A 19,065-nucleotide genomic window follows, 5' to 3' on the forward strand; every position below is an offset into this window, starting at 1 on the left:
CGTCTATTTAAATACCTCAGTCTCTACTCATCTTAATGATTCCTAGTCGTCAGCTCTGTCAGGGATTTTGCTTTGTTCACAGTCTCCATAAATTCAGAATGTGGATTTGACGCTTCTACAATGCCAGCGCCAGATTGTACACTCACGCGGCTGTCCTTCACAATCATCGTCCGTATCGTCAAAGCAAAATCGATATTTCCGTTCAATCCGATATAACCTATAGCCCCTCCATAAATACCTCTAGGTTCAGTCTCCATTTCATCAATCATGGCCATTGCAACAGATTTAGGACTTCCTGTTACCGTGCCTGCTGGCAAACTCATCTTCAGCGTATCCAATGCATGGAATCCTGGCGCAAGATCGCCTGTTACTTCCGAGACGAGATGCATGACATGCTCATATTTCACAGTTTCTTGGTAGACAGAAACTTCCACACTTTCAGGATTACAAAACTGCTTCATTTCTCCTCGACTTAACTCAACAAGCATGTCGTGTTCCGACAACTCCTTAGGATCAGTTCGTAGTGACTGTTCTAGAGCATCATCTTCGTTTTTGTCACTTCCACGTTTCCTCGTTCCAGCAATTGGGTTCGTTTGAACACGATTGTCATGAACTTGCACGAGACTTTCCGGCGATGACCCAATGACGAGTGCATCGTCAAATTCCATATAATACATATACGGTGAAGGATTTCGTTCCCGTAATAAGCGATACAATTGGAATGGATCTCCTTCTATATCTGCCTCTAGCTTCCTCGATAAGACGACTTGCTTCGCTTTCCCTGCCTGAATTTCTTCAATCACTTGCTGAACGTTTTCTTCAAACGCTTGTTGCGATACATCACTTCGGTACTCGGATACCGACACCTCTGTTTCAATATCTTCAACACCTGTTAAGAGTGTTGTGGCCAACTGATCCAAATCAGGGGCTTGATACGTAGGATGAATTTCCGTATGCAACAATGTCACTTCGTTTGACTGATGATCATATATGATGATTGTGTCGTAAATATTAAAATAAGCGCTTCTGAATTCATCGTTTACATCGTTTCTCTCTGCCCTTCCAGCCGCATACCCAACGTATCCTACCGCTCCTCCAGTGAACGGGAATTTGCTGACATCCATTACTCTCGGCATAAGCCGTTTAAACAACGTGAACAATTCACCTTCATGAACAAACGAAGCACCGTCAGGATAACTCGTTTCTTCTATACCATCTGCATGGCCTTTATAGGACTTCAATGGATTGGCACCTATAAATGAGTACCTTCCATTTTGAGAATGCCCAGCAGAACTTTCCAACAAAAATTTACGTGTACCTTTTAGTCTTCGAAAGATCAATGTAGGCGTTAACGCTTTCCCATCAATTTGTTTAGCCGTTACGCGCATTCCCATCTTTTCAACTGTCATTCGACTCTCTCCATTCTCAAATGAAATTTTAAAAACGACAAAAAGCCCCCTGCATCCAGACAGTTAAGTCCGGTTGCAGAGGACGGATAATCCGCGTTGCCACCTCAATTAGAATACAGTGTATTCCCACTTCGTGTGCTAACAACTAGCACTTCCCGTAACGTGGGAATGGCGTCCTTAAAAAAACCTTTAAAAGGTTTTTCGTAAGGCTCTCATAAGTCCATTCACAATGCACACGGTTCGGTTTTCACCACCCACCGACTCTCTGACTTCCGCTTTATGCACTGCTACTCTTCTTATTTTAATGATTTCTCGGCTATGCTCTTCTCGTCTCTGCTCCCCGTGGGCGGTGTCGCTCCCGACACCAACTACCCATCTGAAAGTTGTACCCAATCTTACAGTCTTCTATAGTACCTGTCAATCATTATGTTTTTTGAATACTAAGTTTTATACAACAAGCTTTGATTGGGAGTTAAAAAGGAGCTACAATAAAAGAAACTGCAATCAGACAAGGTGGGACCTCATGCGTATTAACAAATTTCTAAGTGAAGCTGGAATCACTTCCCGGCGCGGTGCTGATAAATGGATTGAAGCGGGGCGCGTCGTTATTAACGGAAAAACCGCTGAACTTGGTAGCAAAGTTGAAGACGGTGATCGAGTAGAAGTGGATGGGAAATCGATAACGGTCGAAGATCAGCTCGTCTACCTTATGTTAAATAAGCCTGTTGGGATTACGAGTACAACGGAGCGACACGTCGAAGGAAATGTAGTAGACTTCGTTAATCATCCACTCCGTATTTTTCATATCGGTCGGTTAGATAAGGATTCGGACGGCTTACTGTTGCTTACGAATGACGGCGATATTGTAAACGAAATTTTACGAGAAGAGCACGGTCATGAAAAGGAATACATCGTAACCGTTGACCGACCAATTACTGATCAGTTCGTACGAGAGATGGAACAAGGCGTTCCAATCCTAGACACGGTAACCAAGCCCTGCAAGGTTCGTAAACTGGGATCGCGCAAGTTCAACATTACATTGACTCAAGGACTGAATCGCCAAATTAGACGCATGTGTACAGCGCTTGGGTATAACGTTGTCAACTTGCGTAGAATGCGTATTATGAACTTGACACTAGGCAATCTCCCTACTGGGCAATGGAGGGACTTAACAGACGACGAACGAAAGGGTCTGTTCAAGGAACTGAACTATACACCTAAACGTTAAAAAGCCTCTATCTCGTACAACACGAGATAGAGGCTTTTCTAGTTAAACATTTACCATTTCTAAGAATTGGCGTGTTCGTTCATTCTTAGAGTGGTTAAAGAACGTGTCTGGATCTGCATCCTCGATAATAACACCTTCGTTTAACATGATTACACGGTCTGCAACTTCTTTCGCAAACTTCATTTCATGGGTCACCACAACCATTGTCATTCCTTCGTCGGCCAACTCTTTCATGACCTGCAGCACTTCCCCTACTAATTCAGGGTCAAGTGCAGATGTTGGTTCGTCAAAAAGTAAGGCCTTTGGCTCCATGGCAAGTGCACGTGCAATAGCCACACGTTGCTTTTGACCACCCGACAACTTATTTGGATAGACATCCGCCTTATCAGAGAGCCCGACCTTTTCCAGAATTTCTAGCGCTCTCGTTTTAGCTGTTGCTTTTGCTATTTTTTTCACCATGATAGGTGCTTCCATTACATTTTCAAGCACTGTTTTATGAGGAAATAAGTTGAAATGTTGAAATACCATGCCTACTCCAGCTCGGACTTTTGCGAGATCATCCTTTTTCTGATTCACACGTTTTCCATCAATAGTAATAACGCCTTCGTTCGTCAGCTCCAGAAAGTTTAAGCACCGAAGGAAAGTACTTTTTCCAGATCCACTGACGCCCACAAGGACGACCACTTCACCAGGATGCACTTCCATATCAATACCTTTAAGTACTTCCAGTTTCCCGAAAGATTTATGAACATTTTCTGCTTTAATCATCGTATCTGCCCCCATCATTTATCCACATCCAATTTGTTCTCATACCATTTCAGCAAAGTAGTGAAAATCAGGACGAGAATGAGATAGTAAAGCCCGACTACGAGAAACGTTTCAAATTGTTTGAAGTTGGATGCAGCTACTCGATTCGCAACACCAAACAACTCAGATACACCAATTACATAAACGAGTGAAGAATCTTTCAGCGTAATGATGAACTGATTGCCTAGAGGTGGAATAGCACGACGTAATGCTTGTGGAAAAACAATACGTCTCATTGTCTGAGAACGATTCATTCCTAACGCCATACTCGCTTCACGTTGCCCACTGTCGATCCCTTGAATAGATCCCCGGAAGATTTCTGCGATATAGGCACCATTATGGACACCCAGCGCAATCGCACCTGCCCAGAAGTTGTCCAGTATGATAATTGAAGTAATACCAAAGTATAGAAACATAATTTGTACAATTAGTGGAGTTCCTCGAATGAGTGTAATATACAAGTTTGCAATCGTCTGTAATATCTTAGAGTTAGAGATCTTCATCAGTGCGAAAATAATTCCAAATATCGTCCCGATTATTACTGCAATCGCTGTGATTTCAATTGTTAACAAACCTGCTTCTAAAAACCCTTTATAGGTCTGCTTGAATACATCGTAGAATGTTATAAATAACTCAGGCACCGGCACACCAACTTTCCGTCAAATAAGTAGAGTAGTCACTCATTCTAATAATTCGACACCTTCTAAATCAATATCAAGGAGATTGCGTCCGAACCATTTCTCTGAGATTTCTTTGTACGTACCATCGTCAACTAATTCTTGAAGCGCCTTATCCAAAGCTTTCGTTAACTCAGGGTTATCTTTATGAACAGCAATCGATGCTTGTTCTACCCACATTGGTTTTCCAACTTCTTTAATTTCAAAACCATTATCAATTGCTTCAAACCCTACGACGTCCGAAGTGATTACTCCGTCCAAACGACCTTTAACTGTTAAATCTTTAAGTGCTACGACATCACTCGTATAGTATTGCACGTTATCCGATAGTTCTTTTGCTGGAGGCTCGTATGTTGACTGTGCTACCACACCAATTTTCTTTCCTTTTAAATCGTCCGGACTCTTTATTTCGTCATTGTCTTTAGCCACAAAAACCATGCCACCTGAATAATAGTAAGGCTCTGTAAAATCTGCTTGTTTTGCACGTTCTTTCGTATATGCCATAGAACCAATAATTGCATCAAACTTCTTGCCAACTAATCCTTGTAAAATAGTTTCAAATGGATTCGTTACTGGATTGGATTCGAGGCCTAGTTTTTCTGCTAGCGCGTTACCGATTTCAATATCAAACCCAGTGAGTTCCCCGTCTTCTTCAAAGCTGAATGGCTTATACACACCACTTGCAGCAAATGTGAATTTCCCTTTTTTCACCAAATTATATCCTGCATCTCCTGTTTCTCCAGCACTTCCAGATGACTTATCATCATCTTTTCCGCATGCCGCTAACATTAAAATAGATGCAATAAGCATCAATACCATCAACTTAAATTTTCCCATTCTTTGAAACTCCCCTTTTTTTAGTAGCCGCAAGCTACTTTTTTGTACTCTTTATGCACTTTCCCTAGTCGAATTCTTTTAAACATGAAAATTACAAAAATAGTAATGAAACTGTAACGTTTAACTAATCAAGTAGCTAGAATTACAATTTTTCTCTCAATTCTACATGCTCTCTCGCCTATAGAGATGATGTTGCGTAACAACATCTGTCTTTTGAATTTGTCACTTCATCCTCTCCTCCAATCATTAGGTTGTGTTCTATTAAAACATAAGTCTGATGAAAAGTGAATATTTACTCAATTTATTGCATGTACTTGTTTTTACTTTTGTTGTTTCCTTACTCCAAATAAATGGCATGTAGCTTGTAGATACTTGAACAAGATAGAACGTATATGAGGTGAAGAAAATGATGTTATTTAAAAAAGAACGTAACGAAAAACCGCTTGATGGTGTGCATCTTGAACGTGCACTCGTTCGAGTATTAAGCGAAGGGAAGAAAGAGACGTTCTATGAAATTCTTGCGGAAATAGATAGCTATACTGTGGCTACTCAATACAAAGAGCTTCCTAGAAAACGAAAGTCATTATTTCTTGAATGGCTTTCAATTAAACAACTCACCAATCTTTTGAAGTATCTCACTCAAGACGATCAGCTAGAAGTCTTAGAACGGATTGGACAAGATCGCTCTATTGAAATATTGCACATGATGCAGACGAATGATCTCGCCTTTCTGTTAGCGGATCTTTCACGTAAGAAGATTGACGACTTAATCGCAAAGTTGCGTCGCGAAGAGATGGAGTCGATTCTTCACATCATGGATTATCCATCTAAAACGGCCGGACGCGTAATGACCAATCGATACATACCCATCTCTCCACGGCTCTCAGTTATAGAGGCAGAACAAAAAATCAAAAGTTTTGAAAACCTCGCACACTTCACTAACCATTTATACGTTGTAGATGAAAAAAATCGTTTAATAGGAGTTGTCACGTTTAAAGATTTGCTGCTCGCAGATGACAATCAGATAATCTCCGATATTATGAGAAAGAATCCTATTCACGTAGACGTTTTTACAAAGCAAGAAGAAGTCGCAAAGTTAATTGGAAGATACGACTTTGAGGCGATCCCTGTTACGACAGAAGACCGTGTGTTACTCGGGACAATTTCAGGAGATCAGGTACTCGATATCATTGTACGTGAAGCAGATGAAGACATCGAAATGCTCTTAGCTACAGGAAAATCTATCGACTTTCGTACAAAGCCATTCACTGCGGCTGGTCGTAGATTACCCTGGCTAATTTTGTTGTTATTCATCGGTCTTGTTTCAGGAAGTATTATCTCAAAATTCGAAGATACTTTGAATGCTGTAGTGGCACTAGCTTTCTTCATGCCAATGATTGCAGGGATGACCGGAAATACAGGAACTCAGTCACTAGCAGTCGTTGTTCGCGGCTTAGCTTCTGAAGATATGTCATTTAAGAAAGCGTTGAAACTCGTTCTACGGGAGCTTATTGTGGGCGTTATTATAGGTGTTACGTGTGGACTGCTGATCGCGATTATCGCTTTCTTCTGGCAAGGAAGTATGGTTCTTGGATTCGTTGTCGGAGTCTCACTTCTTGCTACCCTGATAATCGGTACGATTGCCGGTACGGTTATTCCACTCGTTCTCAACAAATTTAAAGTAGACCCTGCTGTTGCTTCCGGACCATTAATTACTACGTTAAAACGACATATTATCCTTACTCATTTACTTCGGGATTGCTACGATGTTTTTATCAAAGCTGACTTAACGTAAAACCCCCGTGCCTCTCTTAGGGCACGGGGGTTTTACTAAATTATTTATTAATAGGCGATTCCTACACGGGCGCCAATGTGATTACAAGAAACTAATTCACACAAGGTAAACAGGGCTGTGTCTGCAGTAGAAATCTGTTTACCATCTAACGGCAAATAGTTCTCTTCCGTCCGGTAAGTGCCTGTTTCTTCCCCATCAGGTAGGTAGGTTGGACATACGATTGTCCAGTCCAATGCTGACAGTTCAAGAGCGCGGTATGCCTGATGATGTTCTTCTGCAGCCGTCGTAAGTTTACGGTTAGAATCGCCTGCTTTATAACGCAGTTTGGTGGAATCCAAACGGCTTTGCAAGATGCCTGCTGTTCCAATCGTAACAATACGTTTCACGTTCTCCGATTTCATAGCAGTTATGATATGCGGCACAGCATCACTTAAAGTAGTTGTCTTGTCAGTTCCCAGTGCACTTACAACAGCTTCGCTTCCGAGAATGGTCGTCGCACTCGCAGCTGCATCCTTTGCATCCCCTTGAACGACAGTGAGATTTGGATGTACGGACAACTTTTCTGGGTTGCGGGCAAGTGCAGTGACCTGATGGCCCTCTTCTAGTAAACGTGCCAATATTATGGAGCCTACACGGCCTGTCCCTCCAAAAAGAGCAATTCTCACGATTGCACCGCCTCTTCCTTAACTTCACGCATTGAGCCTGTTTCTGATAGACGAATGTGCCAACTTAACGCTTTTTCTAGAACATGAGGAGTATGTCCGCCACGAAGTGCTGCTTCTTCATAATACGCCCATAGCTGAGGGCGGTACGAAGGATGTGCACATCGATTAATAATGAGCTCTACCCGCTCTTTCGGGGCCAGTCCTCGTAAGTCTGCGTACCCTTGCTCTGTCACTAAAATATCCACATCGTGTTCAGTATGATCGACGTGTGAAACGAACGGCACACAACTTGAAATCGCACCTTTTTTCGCGAGTGATTTCGTAACAAAAATCGCGAGACGTGCATTCCGTGCGAAATCTCCCGAACCGCCAATTCCATTCATCATTTTCGTACCAGTCACGTGAGTTGAATTAACGTTTCCATAAATATCGAACTCCAATGCCGTATTTATTGAAATCGTCCCGAGTCTACGAATGAGTTCTGGGTGATTTGAAATTTCTTGTGGACGCATAATGATTTTCTCTTTGTAAAAAGCCAAATTATTTCTTAAGCGCTCCATACGTTCTTCTGTCACGGTAATAGACGTACATGAAGCGGACTTGACCTTTCCAGCATCAATTAGTTCGAACACGGAGTCTTGGAGAACCTCTGAATAGACTTCTAAATTTTCGAACTCGGAATCCAATAATCCATGAAGCACCGCATTCGCTTGTGAACCAATTCCCGATTGCAGTGGAGCCAGTTCTTTTGTCAGTCGTCCAGCAGTAATTTCAGATCGTAAAAAGTCTAGTAAATGCCCTGCCATCACTTCTGTTTCTTCATCCGGCTGATCGATGGTCGAATACGAATCATATTCTTCCGTTATGACAATTCCGATAATCTTGTCAGGATCTACAGGGATACCATGCGTTCCAATGCGCTCATCTGGGTGCATCAAAGGAATAGGTTCACGCTCACCAAGAACGCCAGGGTCATAGATATCATGAATGCCTTCCCATTCTTCAGAGTGCGCTACATTGATTTCTACAATGATTGACTTTGCATGCTCAGCAAATATCAAGGAATTTCCGATGGATGTCGATGGAATGATGCATCCATCTTCAGCAATCGCAACCGCTTCCAATACAGCTATATCTACTTGTGGTAAAACTCCACCACGAATTAGTTCTGATGTATTAGACAAATGATGGTCAACAAATAGCAATTCCCCATTATTGATTCCTTTTCTCATAGTTGCATCAGCTTGAAATGGCAGCCGTTTGTTAACAATTCCCGCCTCCGTGAAGAGTTTGTCAATATCATGGCCGAGAGAAGCTCCTGTAAATACGTTCACTTTAAATGATTCCGTTCGTGCTCTTTTCACAAGTGCTTCGGGAATCGCCTTTGCATCTCCTGCACGTGTGAAGCCACTTAACCCGAGTGTCATACCGTCTTGGATCCAAGATGCTGCCTCTTGTGCACTAACCACTTTATGCTTTAGTGACTCTCTTCTGATTCTATCCAACTGTCCATCCATTTGTGACCGCTCCTTAAACGAATATTAAAGAATTAATTTAAATGATTTTTACGAAAAAAGGTATGTAGGCCTATATGATTCATGTATATCTATTCACTCTATATGATACATACGCTAACAGCTCCCTGCAACCTGAGTTGAATTATGTCTAAAATGCAAAAACTGTTATGAAATAAAGGAGTCATTCTAAGTTTATCCCGAAAAGACTAGCAGGTCTAAAGGTACAATGCTATAATCGAAGCATCATAACTAGGTAGTTCTACTCATTTACTCAAAAAAGTCTATAAATTCACTAAAACACTCCATGCTCCTAGTGTTACTTACATAGAACGAGAAAGGATCCTGTAACTATGGCGCTAACAGAAGCTCAAAACATCCCATCATTAACTCGTCTACTCGACGAAAAGTTCTGTGTCTCGATTACAGATACAAAAGGAACCATTACTTACGTCAATAAATGCTTTTGCGAGCTAACTAAGTTTAGTCCCGAGGAACTAATAGGAAATACATATCAACTGATTTCACCGAGTTTCAGTCCCCAAGAAGTTTATGAAGAAATATATCATACCGATACCCAACCCTTCGTTAGGCAGCAGGTTATCAAAGGCATCACTAAGAATAATGAGCCCTATTGGGTCCGAGCGACGATTGTTCCTGTCGTCAACGAGCACCAGATAACTACGCATTACATTTCCATTGACTTGGATATCACGCTAGAACACCTAACTTCTGAGCGATTCGGTGCAACATTGAAAGTTGTACATAACTTAGAGTCTGCTTTGGACTACTCCTCAGTCATTGCAGCTACGAATGCGGCGGGTGTCATCACTTACGTAAACTCCAAGTTCTGCGAGCTTTCCCAGTACACTGAATATGAATTGATTGGCAAGTCACACAAGATCATTAACTCTGGTCATCATCCAAAGTCGTTTTTTGCAGACATGTGGAAGACCATTCAAAGTGGACAGGTTTGGCGCGGAGAAGTGAAAAATCGCGCCAAGGATGGTTCATTTTATTGGATGAATACGACCATCGTTCCCTTTGTAGATGAATGCGGGAAACCTTATGAATACATATCCATTCGATCAGATATCACAGCGCGCATTGAGGCTGAACAAGCTCTGGAATCTGCACTTCAAAATGATTTTCGGACAACTGTGAAAAACTTACAAAATGCTATCTTCAAATATGAAGCAGATGCAACCGGGCAAATTTTCATCACACTTCTAGAAGGTCAAATTTGTGAAAAGTTAGGACTGACTAGCTCTCTGTTGAATGCTAAAGGAGAAACCAACCCATTTAGTGAAGAAACGCTTAGAAACCTTCGACCGTATGCATACGCTGCTCTGGATGGAGAGGCTTGCGAGTTTGAATTGGAGTATTTAAGTCATAGCTTCATAGTTTATTTGTCTCCTGTACTTCAAAACGGAACAGTCATCGAAGTTGTAGGCACATGCGTTGAAATCACCGAGCGCAAAAAGGCAGAAAAACTTGTTGAGCACATGGCCTACTATGATGCATTAACTGGGTTACCGAATCGTCGTCTGTTCGAATCGAAAGTAAACGAAGGCCTTACACTAGGTATTAACGAGTTCTCCATTCTTTACTTAGATTTGGACCGTTTTAAAAACATTAATGATTCTCTTGGTCACTTCATTGGAGACGAAGTTTTAAAAGCGGTTGCTGAACGATTAACTAGTTGTATAGGACCCAATGATATTGCGGGTCGACTAGCTGGCGATGAATTCGTGATCATGCTCCACGAAGCGGATAGTAATCGAGTCAATGAAATTTCACTTAGCATCATTGAAGAAGTATCAAATTCCTACACCTTTAAATCGAATGAAGTCTATATTACTCCAAGTATTGGTATTAGTCGTTTCCCAGCAGATGGTGAAGATTATGACACGCTCATCCGAAATGCAGACACAGCCCTATTCATCGCGAAGGAATCCGGAAAAAGTACACATCGCTTCTTCACTCAAGAATTGAACAATGATTTGATTGAAAAAACATTACTTGAGATGGATTTACGACAAGCGATTAGTCGCGATGAATTAGAGCTCCATTACCAACCTCAATACGATATGAAATCAGGTATTATTATGGGGGTTGAAGCACTTGCGAGATGGAATCATTCAACAAAAGGTGTCATCTCCCCTAGTCAATTCATTCCGATTGCGGAAGAAAGCGGACTAATCCTTCCTATCGGATTTTGGGTCTTGGAGACTGCCTGTAAGCAAGCGAAGACTTGGCAAGAACAAGGACTACTTTCAATCCGCATGAGTGTGAATGTTTCAATACTCCAATTCAAGCAACCTACCTTTGTCAACGATGTCTTGAGTGTTTTACGTAAGACTGGGCTAGATCCTAATTGTTTAAACATTGAAATCACAGAGAGCATGACAACGGATGTGCACTACTCTCAAAAGACTTTGCAACGTCTGCATAATGAGGGCATCCATGTCAGTATCGATGATTTTGGAACGGGATACTCCTCCCTCAGTTACTTGAGCAAATTTCCGATTACCCATTTGAAGATTGATCAAATCTTTTTGCAAGATCTAACTAGTAGTAATACAGCGATTATTAAAACCATTATCGAACTTGCAAAAAACTTAAGTATCGATGTTATTGCTGAAGGTGTGGAAACGGAAGAACAGGCGCTTTTTTTAAGCACTCTCCGATGCGACGAAGTTCAAGGATTCCTGTACTCCCGACCTTTACCAAGGGAAGAAACCGAACAGTTGCTACAATTGCTCACTATCTGAACAGCCAGCCCTATAGGGCTGGCTGTTTGTTAGTTATATCGATAAATCAATATACGTTCATCTTCATTGTGAGTGGAGAGAATCGGAATTGGGATCTCTTCAATTCGCTCAAACGCGGTTTGTTCTTCTAAGAAATAGACAAATGCTGTCGTCGGATAATAGAGAACTACATCCACTTGGCGGTCGGACTGTTCCACAGACTCTAATATACGTTGAATGACAGTTTGGAACACTTCCACTGAGAACGGATTAAAAAAGTAGAATACATTTTGTTCAGACTGAACTTCGTACTTTTCAGCGGTCGTCTGTTCAAATTCAATTGTTCCTCGTGAACGTTTTTGTGAACCTCGGAACTCGGTGAGATTCTCATATGCTTCCTGTAGCAATCGACCATTTAAATCGATTCCAGTTGCGCTACACCCAAACCGATACACACTATAAATCGGAACACGTCCTTTACCACATCCAAAATCTACGATATGATCTCTCTTTTGTAACGGATATACTTCGAATAACTCATCAAGTACGCTGTATGGCGTTGCTTCATAACGATTGTAGTGCGCAGAACTTTGAAGAATTTCAATCGTTCCTTCTGTTCGAATATGAAGGCGTTTGTCAACTTCTTGGTCGGTCATGCCTTCCACTCCTTTTTACGTTCACTTAAACAATGACTTGTTCGATTTGGTTTTCAAGATTTCTCCCATCCAGCCTTTCTTCTTCAAATAATAGAAAAGACCAAATGTAGTAGAAATAATTACAGTTAGCGCAAAGGCATAGCCATGCGCCCATTCAAACTCAGGAATCGACTCGAAGTTCATACCCCAGATCGCTCCGAATACTGCAGCTGGTGTAAAAATTGTTGTAATGACGGTGAGCGTTTTAATGATTTCATTTCCACGCTGATTGGATACAAGCGTCTCCATGTCCGTTAGAGACTCCACTTCCTGACTATACTCTTTAATCAGCATACGGATGCGTTTTATTCTTGTACACAGCCTCTTATATTCAATTGTCCCGATTTGTTCTTCTTCAAAAGTCTCTTCCATGGTCATTTGTGTCTCAACCAATGGAATGACCAAGTTATTCCAAATGATTAATTCATGGCGGCTCTGCGCAATACGCTCCAGCAAATCCAAATTATTGTTATCTTTGATTCCCCAAATGAGCTCTCTTAATCGGTACTCGAATTGGTCAATTTGCTCTAGAAATTTATGGAGGACTGTATTTAAAAGAACTACAAATGCCTGGATTGCATTTTCTGACGTTTCCAGTTTGGACGCTAACTCATCGCGTGCTTCTTTCGGAAGAAGCTCTTGGTTTAACTGTGAGGTCAACAGCGTGTGTTCTGTAAGAAAAAATGAAAACGTTTTGTTATCATCCTTACACATCATACTTTGCTCATATGTGAGCCGCCCCCAGATTGCTTCTTCCCCATGTATCGCTGTTGCGTTACCAATTACATCTTGTTGGTTATTATCAAGCATTTCCAGCCACTTGCTACTCATGTGGGACTGATGGGTGAGTTCTGCTTTCAAGTCCATTTGTCGCTCCACTTCAATCCATTCCCAGTTATCTCGCTTGAATGAAAAGTACATACACAACCCCCTCTTTCATTTGCTCTTTTTCTAAGTGTACCCGTTCTGTTCACTGACGCAAGATTAGATGGAGGATTTGTTTGGAAAGAAAACGGGAAGAAATAACCAATGTGTGACAACTTAGTTGCACGCAAGACATTTCGGAGCTCGTGCTATACAATAGAATGTGAACAGCGCTTCTAAAAATACCTTGCTCTATGCTTTCTGTTTCACTTATAATGGTATTTACCGAATATTAAGAAATGAACGAAAACAACTGGAGGGATTCTGAATGCGCGTACGTGACTTACTCGTTTCTAGAAATTATGTAACTACAGTACATGACCAAGATACTGTAACTGAAGCACTTGATAAAATCCGAAAAAGCGGGTTCCGCTCTGTTCCTGTCGTAGATACAAACGACAACTACAAGGGAATGATCTACAAAATTCATCTAATCGAATATCTATATGAACAAAATGGTAGCCCTGACGCAACACTCGAGACTATCGTTAAACACCATGAGGACTCTATTGAAGAGACATCATCATTCTTAGATGCCCTCTTAAAGATCAAAGCCCTACCTTTCATATCTGTGACAGATCACGGGAAATTGGTCGGCATACTGACACACAACAAAATTGAAGGCGTCTTCCAAGATGCATTCGGTGTGAATACAGGCGGATTGAATTTAACAATCTCTTCTACCGAAGCACGTGGTATGATTGAAAAACTCGCTCGCACGCTTCGTGGTGAAAACATTGAAGGCATGTTGACATTGGATAACGGGTCAGTGCTTGTGCGTCGCGTTGTGTTGACGCTAGAAGGCGAAAAGACCGAGGATGAAATCGATGCACTTCGTACGAAGCTTGAGAAAGCCGGCTTCCGTATTCTTCAAATGGAACGTCTGGAAAAACAGTTATAATCAGCAAAACGGACACACCCTACACATTGGGTGTGTCCGTTTTTTTGCTTACAATGAATCTTCTACCTTAAGTGATGGCCCATTTTTTGACTTCATTACAATCATAACGACTGCCATGATGATTACACTGATTACCAAAACCGAACCGATGAAGAAGTACTGGAATCGGATGGTTGGATGGCCCATTGCTCGCGAAATTGAATCGAGTACGAGTGGTGAACTGAACTGACCGATATAAATACAACTCGACACGACCGCAATGACCCGGTCACTGTTCAACGGATTGACCAACCCGAGTGCTTTGACGTTAATTAATGGGAATAGAATCCCTTGACCTAGACCTACGAAGCAAACGGCCGCTAGAATTACTGGAATCGATGAAGTCAACGCAAGACATCCGAAAGCCAACCCCATGAACAAGATGCTTACAGGAATAAGAAACTTCTTTAAAGCATCCTGGAGCTGCGCGAGTGTCAAGCTCGTAATCATTCCACCGATTGTTGTAAAGGATATGACAGCTCCTGCTACACTAGAGCCGCCAAGTTTTCCCTGTTCAAGGAATAACGCCATATTTGTCGCAATCCCATAATAGACAAGCATAATACTTCCTGAAGCAAGTGCATATCCGTATACCGATAATGGTAATTTCTTTTTAGGACCTGTTCCGTGAGGCTTAACAGGTTCATTCTTTGGTAAGAAGAAGTAAACCAGTATGAAAATGACTGCGCCCATCCAATAAACGTTAAAAGGAACTTTCCATCCGAATGTTGCTAAGAAACCAGCAAGCGTCATCGTGACGATTCCTCCAAGGTTACTAAAAGCTGAACTATACCCCATCATCTTCACTTGTTCCCTACCTACGAAGTGGTCACTGATTAACGAAATCGATAGTGGCATGACGAGACCTACTCCAGCACCAAGTACGAATCTGAACGCGAGTAACGTCTCAATGGTATTCGTGAATTGAGCCCCTACACCGCTAATGATATAGATGGTCAACCCGATCATAACAATTGCGCGTTTGGAAATTTTGGTCGTTAAATAACTAGATACGAATGAAAACGGAATAATGATTAATGAAGGTGCTGTTAATATAAGTTTAATCAGAATCGGATCGGCATCCGGAAAGTTTGATGCGATGAGTCCGACTGCAGGTGAAATTGCTGCACCCGCCATTACAGTCGCCATAGCAATTGAAATAATTGTAGGCGCTAACATTCTTTTATTCATTAACAGGTCCCTCCACTTTTAATACTTTTAGCTGTCTTAATACTTTGTCTGTGGACAGCTCCACAGGATTTTCTGTTCGTGCATTCCATAATAGAAGCCCGTGGGCTAACGATAAATGATACGTCGCTAATTCTTCGGGATCTCCGTCTATAAAATGACCTTCTTCTTGACCTGTTTTGATAATACTAGCAATCCCATCGACTGCTTCCTTGTACAACTTAACAATTTCTTGTTTAGCAGATTCATTTAAGTGGTCTGAGTAGAGAGCTTGTAGGACTAGAATATGTCGGTACACGCCTTCTTTAATCGAACCCGAATGTGTTTGATCTGTCAGCCACTCCATTTTACCGAGCGCTGTCATTTCAAATGTCTCCGCTTTTTCTACTAGTTCAACAAAGTCATACAAAATGTCGCGAATCACTTCAATATACAATTCTTCTTTTGAAGCAAAGTAATGATAAAAAAGTCCATGACTCAGTTTTGCATTCGATGTAATGTCACTGATTTTTGCAGCAGCAAAACCTTTTTGACTGAACATCTGAATTGCGGAGCGTCTCAGTTCTTGCTGACGCTGGTCGCGGATTTCCTTGAACTGCTCCTTGTTTCTAGGGCTCATTTACTACATTCACCATCTTTTTATTTATTGGTTGACTGACAAGTCAATGTTGAACAGTATAGGTTGTAGATAATTGGGTGTCAATAGAATCTGTGAAACTTTCACTAGCGCTTCTAAGCTAAAGCCGTTTAAGATAGAGTCATGTAGGGTATTACATTAAAGTTTAACGGGGGTGTTGGTGTGATTAAGATTTCCATTAGAAGAACCTATCGTTTCCAGGAGATCGTGAATACGTTTTTGAAAAACGGATTTAGTCATGTTCTATTCCGTCTTGGTATAACAGAACGTAGAGCTGCTGCCGTAATGAAAAATGAACCAATGGATACAAACCTTCAACACATCGGACAAAAATTGAATCGGACGTTACAAGAACTGGGACCTACATTTATAAAGCTAGGACAAATCGCGAGCACACGACGAGATTTAGTCCCCGCTGAAATTATCCGGGAGCTTGAGAAACTTCAAGACCATGCAGAACCTTTCGCATTTGAAGAAGTTCAACAAATCATCGAAACCGAACTAGGTAAACCTATAAATGAACTATTTGAATCCTTTAATGATAAACCCATGGCTACCGCATCAATCGGACAGGTCCATGCTGCTTTTCTATATAGTGGGGAAAAAGTTGCTGTCAAAGTACAGCGACCAGATATCCGCCAAACTGTCGATACAGATTTATCGATCCTTAAAGAAATTGCCTCCATTGTAGAAAACAATACGGAATGGGGAAAGTTATATGGGGTTCGTGATATTATTAATGAGTTTTGTGATTCTCTTTTAAGTGAGTTGGATTACGAAAACGAAGGCAGGAATGCTGAGCGTATTTCACGCCAAGTGAAAAAGGATTCTACCGTATATATTCCTGAAATTTATTGGGAATATTCTTCAAAAAAGGTTTTAACAATGGAAATGATCGAAGGAATTAAGTCCAATAACATCGAATTGCTGGATGCAGAAGGCTATGACCGCGAACTCGTAGCAAGAAAACTGGTGCACTCCATGTTCAGCCAAGTCCTCGATCACGGATTCTTTCATGGAGACCCCCACCCTGGAAATATTTACATAATGCCAGGGAATGTCATCTCCTTCATAGACTTCGGAATGATAGGAGTGCTTGATGATAATCTAAAACTACAATTCGCAAAACTCATCATGCAATTGGAGCAAGGGAGCACTAAAGGCATCATTAAAGTATTAGATGCTATGGGAGTTTTAAATGACGAAACCGATATCAAAGGCTTGGAAAAAGATTTAGCATCGCTCAAAACCAAGTATTATGATGTACCGTTACAAAACATGAGTTTGGGCGATATTTTTATGGACTTGTTTGCGGTAGCCTATCGCCATCAAATCTTAATTCCTAGCGAAATCACCGTGCTTGGGAAAACCATATTAACTCTCGAAGGACTTATTTCAAAACTTGATCCGAATATGAGCATTATGGACGGCGTAGAACCATTTGGCAAAAAACTAATCAGAGAGTATTACAGTCCGACTTCTCTATTGAAAACGGCTTGGGAAAGTGTATCTGAGAATGCTGAGATACTTGCTAATATTCCGCGTGACTTTAAGGAAATTAGTACAGCTGCGAAGAAAGGCAAGCTCAAACTAGATATTAACCTCCGGCAGACCAGCTTCATTCTTCGTCGGATGGATATTATTAGCAATAGACTTGCGTTCAGTGTCATTCTTTTAGCATTCAGTATTTTAATGACTGGCCTGATTATCGGTTCTGCCATCGCAGGTCAAAGCAATATGTTGATGAAACTTCCTGTCATAGAAGTCGGCGCAATCATTGCTCTCTTAATGTTTGCATTCCTGCTGTTCTCTATTTTTAGATCTGGACGAATGTAGCAACAAAAAAACACATCCTACGGAGGAAACTCTCTCTCCTGGATGTGTTTTTTATTTATCAAATGAATATGATTAAACGATGAAGTATGCGATTACTGAAAGTAAAATAGATGTCACTGTCATTGCTGCAAGTGGGCGAAGTGCGCGAGCACGTAAATCCCGTAGGCTAACGTTCAACCCCAATCCAACCATTGCTGCAGTGAGGAACCATGATGTTACAACGGCAATAATGTCATATACACCGTCAGGAACTGGAATGATTGGTCCAAATACATAACTACCAAGTACACTTAAGATAATGAAACCGACCAAGAACCATGGGAACTCAATTTTCGCATCTGATTCTTCTGTCCCTTTACTTTTACGCTTCATAATTGCAATAAAGATAAAGCATAGTGGTACAAGCAAGAATACACGACCGAGCTTAGCGAGTAAGGCGATTGCAAGACCTTCTTCACCTGCAGGAGCCCCTGCTAGTGCAACGTGTGCGACTTCATGCAAGCTGATACCTGACCACATACCGTATTGAATCGCATCAATTGGCAAGAATGGGCGTAACACTGTATATCCGACAGCAAAGACTGTACCCATTAATGCAATGATACCGACACCAATTGCCGTGTCTTCGTCTTTTGATTTCACAATCGGTGCTATTGCCGCTATTGCGGCTGCTCCACAAACCCCGGTTCCAACACCTAGCAAGAGTGAAATGTTCATATCTGCTTTAAACATTTTAGCAAGCCAAAGTGTCATGAAAATTGCAAAGATGATAACGCCGACGTCACGGGCTAGTAAGCCAAGTCCATCACTAAGTACTGTGTCTATGTTAAGTTTTATACCGTATAAAATAATGGCTGTACGCAATAAGCGTTTAGAAGAAAAACCGATGCCTGAGCGAATTGCTTCAGGGTATCCGAAAATCTGGCGGAATACAACCGCAATGATAATCGCAGATGCCATTTGCCCAATATGGTCAAATCCAGGTAGCTTCGCGAGTAGATATCCTAAAAATGCGATGAAAAATGTAAAGGCGACCCCACCGATCCAAGCAGCTGGCTTAGATAGCTTTTTGGGTGAGGGTGCTGTTGATGATGAATTCATTTGAAACACCTCCTGTCATTTAGTATACGCTCGTTGTTTTCATAAGGAAAATAACAATA

The 19,065-nt window shown here is 41.4% G+C and carries 16 protein-coding genes and 1 other annotated feature; of the genes, 5 read left to right on the forward strand and 11 right to left on the reverse strand.

Translation table 11 applies throughout. The features are described from left to right. Positions 1 to 32 precede the first annotated feature (32 nt). On the reverse strand, positions 33 to 1,409 hold the full coding sequence (locus ACRPI0_RS14680; RefSeq protein ID WP_432353486.1) for an anthranilate synthase component I family protein: 1,377 nt from the start codon (positions 1,407 to 1,409) through the stop codon (positions 33 to 35). A gap of 75 nt (positions 1,410 to 1,484) precedes the next feature. Continuing rightward, positions 1,485 to 1,723 (reverse strand) — a binding site (T-box leader). Positions 1,724 to 1,932: 209 nt separating this feature from the next. On the opposite strand from ACRPI0_RS14680, the gene rluF reads away from it, so the two are divergent. Next, positions 1,933 to 2,637, forward strand: coding sequence for a 23S rRNA pseudouridine(2604) synthase RluF (gene rluF / locus ACRPI0_RS14685; protein WP_432353488.1), 705 nt, complete (start codon positions 1,933 to 1,935; stop codon positions 2,635 to 2,637). A 42-nt stretch (positions 2,638 to 2,679) separates the two neighbouring features. Here rluF and ACRPI0_RS14690 read toward each other — a convergent pair whose 3' ends face one another. From ACRPI0_RS14690 to ACRPI0_RS14700, 3 genes are read right to left on the reverse strand one after another with little or no spacing between them, the layout of a single operon-like run. Continuing rightward, complete coding sequence (locus ACRPI0_RS14690) at positions 2,680 to 3,405, reverse strand: amino acid ABC transporter ATP-binding protein (protein WP_432353489.1); 726 nt, start codon at positions 3,403 to 3,405, stop codon at positions 2,680 to 2,682. Positions 3,406 to 3,419: 14 nt separating this feature from the next. After that, positions 3,420 to 4,085 (reverse strand): amino acid ABC transporter permease, encoded by a 666-nt coding sequence (locus ACRPI0_RS14695; protein WP_432353490.1) that lies wholly within the window; start codon positions 4,083 to 4,085, stop codon positions 3,420 to 3,422. Between the two features lie 39 nt (positions 4,086 to 4,124). Further along, positions 4,125 to 4,958: a transporter substrate-binding domain-containing protein gene (locus ACRPI0_RS14700; RefSeq protein ID WP_432353492.1), complete on the reverse strand. Its 834-nt coding sequence runs from the start codon at positions 4,956 to 4,958 to the stop codon at positions 4,125 to 4,127. A 406-nt stretch (positions 4,959 to 5,364) separates the two neighbouring features. On the opposite strand from ACRPI0_RS14700, the gene mgtE reads away from it, so the two are divergent. Continuing rightward, complete coding sequence (gene mgtE / locus ACRPI0_RS14705; protein ID WP_432353494.1) at positions 5,365 to 6,753, forward strand: magnesium transporter; 1,389 nt, start codon at positions 5,365 to 5,367, stop codon at positions 6,751 to 6,753. Positions 6,754 to 6,800: 47 nt separating this feature from the next. Here mgtE and ACRPI0_RS14710 read toward each other — a convergent pair whose 3' ends face one another. Further along, on the reverse strand, positions 6,801 to 7,418 hold the full coding sequence (locus ACRPI0_RS14710; RefSeq protein ID WP_432353495.1) for an NAD(P)-dependent oxidoreductase: 618 nt from the start codon (positions 7,416 to 7,418) through the stop codon (positions 6,801 to 6,803). Continuing rightward, complete coding sequence (locus tag ACRPI0_RS14715; RefSeq protein WP_432353496.1) at positions 7,415 to 8,935, reverse strand: acetyl-CoA hydrolase/transferase family protein; 1,521 nt, start codon at positions 8,933 to 8,935, stop codon at positions 7,415 to 7,417. Before ACRPI0_RS14715 ends, ACRPI0_RS14710 begins: the two co-directional genes overlap by 4 nt. A 350-nt stretch (positions 8,936 to 9,285) precedes the next feature. On the opposite strand from ACRPI0_RS14715, the gene ACRPI0_RS14720 reads away from it, so the two are divergent. Beyond that, positions 9,286 to 11,706, forward strand: a complete 2,421-nt coding sequence (locus ACRPI0_RS14720; RefSeq protein WP_432353497.1) for a sensor domain-containing protein — start codon at positions 9,286 to 9,288, stop codon at positions 11,704 to 11,706. 29 nt (positions 11,707 to 11,735) lie between these two features. On the opposite strand, the gene ACRPI0_RS14725 is transcribed toward ACRPI0_RS14720, so the two are convergent. Both ACRPI0_RS14725 and ACRPI0_RS14730 read right to left on the reverse strand, forming a co-directional pair. Then, entirely contained in the window at positions 11,736 to 12,341 is a 606-nt protein-coding gene (locus ACRPI0_RS14725) for a class I SAM-dependent methyltransferase (RefSeq protein WP_432353498.1), read from the reverse strand. 21 nt (positions 12,342 to 12,362) lie between these two features. Beyond that, positions 12,363 to 13,301, reverse strand: coding sequence for a magnesium transporter CorA family protein (locus tag ACRPI0_RS14730; RefSeq protein WP_432353500.1), 939 nt, complete (start codon positions 13,299 to 13,301; stop codon positions 12,363 to 12,365). Positions 13,302 to 13,572: 271 nt separating this feature from the next. Here ACRPI0_RS14730 and ACRPI0_RS14735 point away from each other — a divergent pair, with 271 nt between their 5' ends. Continuing rightward, positions 13,573 to 14,205: a CBS domain-containing protein gene (locus tag ACRPI0_RS14735; RefSeq protein WP_432353501.1), complete on the forward strand. Its 633-nt coding sequence runs from the start codon at positions 13,573 to 13,575 to the stop codon at positions 14,203 to 14,205. A gap of 48 nt (positions 14,206 to 14,253) precedes the next feature. Here ACRPI0_RS14735 and ACRPI0_RS14740 read toward each other — a convergent pair whose 3' ends face one another. Together ACRPI0_RS14740 and ACRPI0_RS14745 are read right to left on the reverse strand one after the other, a co-directional pair. Further along, the gene (locus ACRPI0_RS14740) at positions 14,254 to 15,435 is read right to left on the reverse strand and encodes an MFS transporter (protein WP_432353502.1); all 1,182 of its coding nucleotides are present in this window, start codon (positions 15,433 to 15,435) and stop codon (positions 14,254 to 14,256) included. Continuing rightward, positions 15,428 to 16,051 (reverse strand): TetR/AcrR family transcriptional regulator, encoded by a 624-nt coding sequence (locus ACRPI0_RS14745; RefSeq protein WP_432353504.1) that lies wholly within the window; start codon positions 16,049 to 16,051, stop codon positions 15,428 to 15,430. Before ACRPI0_RS14745 ends, ACRPI0_RS14740 begins: the two co-directional genes overlap by 8 nt. A 180-nt stretch (positions 16,052 to 16,231) precedes the next feature. On the opposite strand from ACRPI0_RS14745, the gene ACRPI0_RS14750 reads away from it, so the two are divergent. Beyond that, positions 16,232 to 17,905: an ABC1 kinase family protein gene (locus tag ACRPI0_RS14750; protein WP_432353505.1), complete on the forward strand. Its 1,674-nt coding sequence runs from the start codon at positions 16,232 to 16,234 to the stop codon at positions 17,903 to 17,905. 72 nt (positions 17,906 to 17,977) lie between these two features. On the opposite strand, the gene ACRPI0_RS14755 is transcribed toward ACRPI0_RS14750, so the two are convergent. Then, on the reverse strand, positions 17,978 to 19,006 hold the full coding sequence (locus tag ACRPI0_RS14755) for a YeiH family protein (protein ID WP_432353506.1): 1,029 nt from the start codon (positions 19,004 to 19,006) through the stop codon (positions 17,978 to 17,980). Positions 19,007 to 19,065: the final 59 nt, after the last annotated feature.

The organism is Sporosarcina sp. A2 (assembly GCF_050858885.1).
Taxonomy (GTDB): domain Bacteria; phylum Bacillota; class Bacilli; order Bacillales_A; family Planococcaceae; genus Sporosarcina.

What these genes read in the sequence shown, in the direction of transcription:
- ACRPI0_RS14730 (WP_432353500.1), bottom strand. Translation starts at nt 13,301, where the DNA reads ATGTACTTTTCATTCAAGCGAGATAACTGGGAATGGATTGAAGTGGAG.
- mgtE (WP_432353494.1), top strand. Translation starts at nt 5,365, where the DNA reads ATGATGTTATTTAAAAAAGAACGTAACGAAAAACCGCTTGATGGTGTG.
- ACRPI0_RS14715 (WP_432353496.1), bottom strand. Translation starts at nt 8,935, where the DNA reads ATGGATGGACAGTTGGATAGAATCAGAAGAGAGTCACTAAAGCATAAA.
- ACRPI0_RS14755 (WP_432353506.1), bottom strand. Translation starts at nt 19,006, where the DNA reads ATGAATTCATCATCAACAGCACCCTCACCCAAAAAGCTATCTAAGCCA.
- ACRPI0_RS14725 (WP_432353498.1), bottom strand. Translation starts at nt 12,341, where the DNA reads ATGACCGACCAAGAAGTTGACAAACGCCTTCATATTCGAACAGAAGGA.
- ACRPI0_RS14700 (WP_432353492.1), bottom strand. Translation starts at nt 4,958, where the DNA reads ATGGGAAAATTTAAGTTGATGGTATTGATGCTTATTGCATCTATTTTA.
- ACRPI0_RS14720 (WP_432353497.1), top strand. Translation starts at nt 9,286, where the DNA reads ATGGCGCTAACAGAAGCTCAAAACATCCCATCATTAACTCGTCTACTC.
- rluF (WP_432353488.1), top strand. Translation starts at nt 1,933, where the DNA reads ATGCGTATTAACAAATTTCTAAGTGAAGCTGGAATCACTTCCCGGCGC.
- ACRPI0_RS14680 (WP_432353486.1), bottom strand. Translation starts at nt 1,409, where the DNA reads ATGACAGTTGAAAAGATGGGAATGCGCGTAACGGCTAAACAAATTGAT.
- ACRPI0_RS14690 (WP_432353489.1), bottom strand. Translation starts at nt 3,405, where the DNA reads ATGATTAAAGCAGAAAATGTTCATAAATCTTTCGGGAAACTGGAAGTA.
- ACRPI0_RS14735 (WP_432353501.1), top strand. Translation starts at nt 13,573, where the DNA reads ATGCGCGTACGTGACTTACTCGTTTCTAGAAATTATGTAACTACAGTA.
- ACRPI0_RS14740 (WP_432353502.1), bottom strand. Translation starts at nt 15,435, where the DNA reads ATGAATAAAAGAATGTTAGCGCCTACAATTATTTCAATTGCTATGGCG.
- ACRPI0_RS14745 (WP_432353504.1), bottom strand. Translation starts at nt 16,051, where the DNA reads ATGAGCCCTAGAAACAAGGAGCAGTTCAAGGAAATCCGCGACCAGCGT.